General features: G+C 49.6%; 4 protein-coding genes. All 4 read left to right on the forward strand.

The genetic code is table 11. The annotated features are described in order from the left end of the window. Window positions 1-120 precede the first annotated feature (120 nt). The 4 genes from B3F49_RS00605 (at window position 121) to B3F49_RS00620 (ending at window position 4,146) form a co-directional block, all read left to right on the forward strand. Window positions 121-636 (forward strand): hypothetical protein, encoded by a 516-nt coding sequence (locus B3F49_RS00605; RefSeq protein ID WP_293908523.1) that lies wholly within the window; start codon window positions 121-123, stop codon window positions 634-636. 36 nt (window positions 637-672) lie between these two features. Next, entirely contained in the window at window positions 673-1,806 is a 1,134-nt protein-coding gene (locus B3F49_RS00610) for an MFS transporter (protein WP_293908524.1), read from the forward strand. A gap of 103 nt (window positions 1,807-1,909) precedes the next feature. Continuing rightward, the gene (locus B3F49_RS00615; RefSeq protein WP_293908525.1) at window positions 1,910-3,382 is read left to right on the forward strand and encodes an MFS transporter; all 1,473 of its coding nucleotides are present in this window, start codon (window positions 1,910-1,912) and stop codon (window positions 3,380-3,382) included. Further along, a complete protein-coding gene (locus B3F49_RS00620; RefSeq protein WP_293908526.1) occupies window positions 3,382-4,146 on the forward strand; it encodes a PIG-L deacetylase family protein in 765 nt (254 codons plus the stop codon). The genes B3F49_RS00615 and B3F49_RS00620 overlap by 1 nt, the downstream gene beginning before the upstream one ends. Window positions 4,147-4,219 lie beyond the last annotated feature (73 nt).

Raw genomic sequence — 4,219 nt, forward strand, 5'->3', positions numbered from 1 at the left:
GTGGGAGAGTAGGTAGCCGCCGGATCTTTCTTTTTTCTTTGTCTTGTTGAGCTTTCTTTGACGTTGCCTTGGTTGAATGGTACCATGGTTGGAGTATGTACAAGAAAGAGATGTCATCCAATGATTACCGCACAAGACACTGACATTCTGAAGCAGATTCTCCCCAAAATTGATTACATCGATGCTGGCAAGGAAGCAGTGCGCAAAGCTTGTGAAACGGCAAAGCAGTATAAGTTTGCCACGGTTTGCGTCTATCCCACCTGGACCAAGTACGCCAGTACTTTGATGCAGGGAACCGGTATAGACATCCTCATTGCAGTCGGCTTTCCTCATGGGTCGGCCAATACCGAGGGTAAAGTCAGTGAAGCGATGAAGATTTGCATCGACGGTGACTACGCGTATGTTGAGTCCGATATCCGAAGCGTTGTTGAAACTGCCAAGGAATACGGAGTCGGCGTCAAGACAATACTGGAAACCGGATACCTCACCGATACATTGAAGCGAAAAGCAATCGAGATTGCCATCAGTGCAGGTGCTGAGTTTACAAGACCCGTACCGGCTTCGGCCCGGGAAAGGCCAGTGGGAGTTCATCAAGCTCGGAGCAAGCCGGGTGGCCGGTCGAAGCAATATCGTTGAGCAATTGCAAGAGATAGGAGTGTTTGGGGCGCTTTAATGAGATTCATTGTTTATAGGGGTCTAAAGGACCTCGTGCTCATCTATCCCGTGTATACCCTTTTCTTTGAAGCAGCAGGCCTGCCTCTTCATCAGGTTTCTCTGCTGCTTGCCCTTTGGTCGCTTCCGGTTGTCATTCTGGAAGTACCCAGTGGGGTGCTTGCCGATCGGTGGAGCCGAAAATCCATGATTCTGCTTTCCTGTCTGCTCAAGGCGGTTTGTTTCCTGTTCTGGGCGATCAACCCCTCTTTCCTATTCTTTGCCTTCGGGTTCCTCTGCTGGGGAGTCAGTGAAGCTTTTTCCTCGGGTGCCGAAGAGGCTTTGTTGTTTGAAAGCCTGAAAAGCCAGGGCAAGGAAGGCCGGTTTGAGCAAGTCTATGGAAGAGCCATGGCTGCAAGCAGTGGAGCTGTTGCCCTCTCCAGTTTCAGCGGAGGGTATCTCGCTTACGTGTTGGGTTATCGTGTTGTGGTTCAGTTTTCCATGCTTTGCAGCCTGCTTGCCTTTGTGGTTGCACTGGGTTTTCGGGATGTGAATCTGCATAAGCAAAACCAGCCTTCCTTTGCGATAGTCGAGGAAGCCTTCAAGCACTTGGTGAAAAAGAGGGATGTCTTTGTTTTTGCTGCCTTGTTGGTCATTCCCATCTCCCTTGCAGACATGCTGGATGAGTACGATGCCTTGGTCGCAGTTTCCTATCAGGTTCCCCTGGCCTTTGTGGGTATCTGGGTGGGAGGGCGATACTTGTTGCAGGCCTTCGGTGCCGTCCTTGCCGAGCAAGTGAGCTCAAGAATACTCAACGCAGGCCGAGCCATCTGCTTGGTTGCAGGTTTTTTCCTTTTGGCCAGCAAGATCATTCCGTCTGTCGCAGGCCTTGTCTTCTACTTCCTTTTTTATCTTTTGCTCTCCGCCGCCTCGGTGATACAGGAGAACCGAATCCAACTGAGCATCGAAGAGCAGGGAAGGGCTACAGTCCAGTCGCTGATAAGCCTTGCCACCAACCTTCATGCACTTTTGGTGTTCTCTGCTCTGGCAATGCTCGCATCGGTTTCAGCTGTTGTGGTCAGCCTGGCCGTCTATTGCATTGTCAGCTGCGTAGTTATCGGATGGCTTCTGCCAGGGAAGCAACGATTGCGTTAGGATATTTCCTTTCTTTTTTACTCATACAAGACGGCATACGCTTTCCTCACAGATTCAGGCATTTTCATAGTATACTTTTGAACTGTCAACAAAGAGGATGGCAATGATAACTCAAGAAAAAAAGAATCTATGGATGTATCCGCTTGGAACCGTCGGTCGGGATATGGTGTATACCCTGTTCACGAATTATATCCTTACCTTTATTCTCTTCACCAGAACGCTCGATTCCTCCCATCTGGCTGCCATCACCGCAATCATGATCGCAGCGCGGATCTTTGATGCGTTGAATGATCCCATCATGGGGAACATCATCGAACGCACCAGGACAAGATGGGGCAAGTTCAAACCCTGGCTGCTGGTGGGAATCCTCTCCACCTCCTTGGTGGTGTTCGCAGCTTTCAACAACAACCTTCAGGGTTGGCCGTTCGTCTTGTTCTTCGGCGGCATCTATTTCATGTACAGCATCACGTATACCATGAACGACATCGCCTATTGGGGCATGGTCCCAGCCCTCTCTTCCGATGGACACTCGCGCAACCAGTTTACGTCCAGGGCGACGCTCTTTGCAGGAATCGGGGGAACTCTTGCGGCCATCCTCATTCCCATGCTTACAACCGGGCCTCATGCCATTGGGGGAAATACGGCGACCGCCTACGGCATGGTTGCCTTGGCCATCTGCATAATTTCCCCATTGTTTGCAAGCTTCACCCTTTTCGGCGTCAAAGAAAACAGAAGCGACATGGCAATACCTCCGACCAAAATCAGCATAAGAATGATCATCAAGACCATTGTGAGCAACGACCAGCTGCTCTGGATTTCCTTGGTCTTTCTCATCCAGCAGGTTGGCAACGGCATTGTCCTGGGCGGGGTAGGCTCGACATACATCTACTTTGAATTTGGATACAGCGGAGCCTTGTACTCCCTGTTTACCACAATCGGCATGTCTGCTACGGCATTCCTGATGATCTTTTATCCAGCAATCTCAAAAAAGATCCCCCGAAAGAAGCTGATGTCCATCATGCAGATGGTATCGGCGGTAGGGTACTTTTTCATGCTCTCTGCCGGCCTCTTGATGGGCCCCACCATGACTAAGTTCATAATCATCACCATCGGATACATGTTGGCAAATTTCGGCCAGTATTGTTTCTACCTCATCATGATGATTTCGATCATAAATACGGTGGAGTACCATGAGTATACATATGGTTCGAGAAATGAGGCGATCATCACTTCACTCAGGCCTTTCCTCACCAAGCTTGCAAGCGCGTTGGTGGTAGCCATCACCTCCGTTTCCTACATGGTTTTTGGCGTCACCGGTTTTTCCAACCGTATCTCGGATATGGAGAATCAAACTGCAAGGAAGTTGATCACCGAGGCTGAAAAGCTTTCAAGCATCAATACGATTCTTCAAGAAGTCCAGAAGAGCCAGACGAAGGGCCTTCTTATAGTCTTCACCGTGGTGCCCTTGGTCTTGATGTATCTCTCCTATCTGATTTACAAACGAAAATATCGTCTGGATGAAGGCGAGTATGACAGGATTTGTGCCGAATTGGCGAAAAGGAAAGCAGCAAAGTGATGAAGTTCATTCTGCGTGTCGCAAGCCCCATGAGGAAACTTGAAAGCTACGACCGTTACCTTTTCATCGGACCCCATCCGGATGATATCGAGATCGGGGCGGGCTCTACTGCAGCCAAATTGGTGAAAAGCGGGAAAACCGTTGCGTTTGTTATTGCTTTGGACGGCCGCTATGGTCTTGAGAATGCCCCCAAAGGTACAACATGCGAAGCATTGATAGAGATAAGAAAGAAAGAGGCTATGGCTTCAGCCGCGGCTTTAGGTGTGACGGAGGTTGTATTTCTCGGTCTTTCGGATGGAAATCGGTATGAAACAAAGGATTTGCTGCACGCTCTTGCACACGCAATTGGAGATTTTAGCCCTGATGTAGTGTTTGCTCCGGATCCCAGTCTGATCAGTGAATGTCACCAAGATCATCTGAACGTTGGAGAGGCGGTGCGCCAGCTGGCGTTTTTCGCTCCCCTCACCGAAATAATGCAGCACTATGATGCAAAGCCTGCCCCTGTGGCGGCAATTGCCTACTACTACACTGCCCGTCCGAATACGTATGTAAGAACCAGAGGATTTGTAGATGTACAACTTGCATCCCTCTTCAACCATCATCTCAGCCAATTCCCTCCCAAGAGCCCGGAGGCGCTCTCTTTGAGGCGATATCTGAAACTACGCTCATTTTTTACGGGCCTGCACACATTGAGTCTGCATGCCGAGGGTTTCAGAATGCTCGACAGGACAAGGATGCACGTTGTCTCCGAAGCAGGCAGGTGATACCCGCTTTTCAGCTTGAGTTTTCAAAAGAAACAGAATTTTCACAAACCTACTGGACAGAAGGAAGGAAAGC

Source organism: Sphaerochaeta sp. UBA5836 (genome assembly GCF_002432845.1).
Taxonomy (GTDB): domain Bacteria; phylum Spirochaetota; class Spirochaetia; order Sphaerochaetales; family Sphaerochaetaceae; genus Sphaerochaeta.

What these genes read in the sequence shown, in the direction of transcription:
- B3F49_RS00620 (WP_293908526.1), top strand. Translation starts at nt 3,382, where the DNA reads ATGAAGTTCATTCTGCGTGTCGCAAGCCCCATGAGGAAACTTGAAAGC.
- B3F49_RS00605 (WP_293908523.1), top strand. Translation starts at nt 121, where the DNA reads ATGATTACCGCACAAGACACTGACATTCTGAAGCAGATTCTCCCCAAA.
- B3F49_RS00615 (WP_293908525.1), top strand. Translation starts at nt 1,910, where the DNA reads ATGATAACTCAAGAAAAAAAGAATCTATGGATGTATCCGCTTGGAACC.
- B3F49_RS00610 (WP_293908524.1), top strand. Translation starts at nt 673, where the DNA reads ATGAGATTCATTGTTTATAGGGGTCTAAAGGACCTCGTGCTCATCTAT.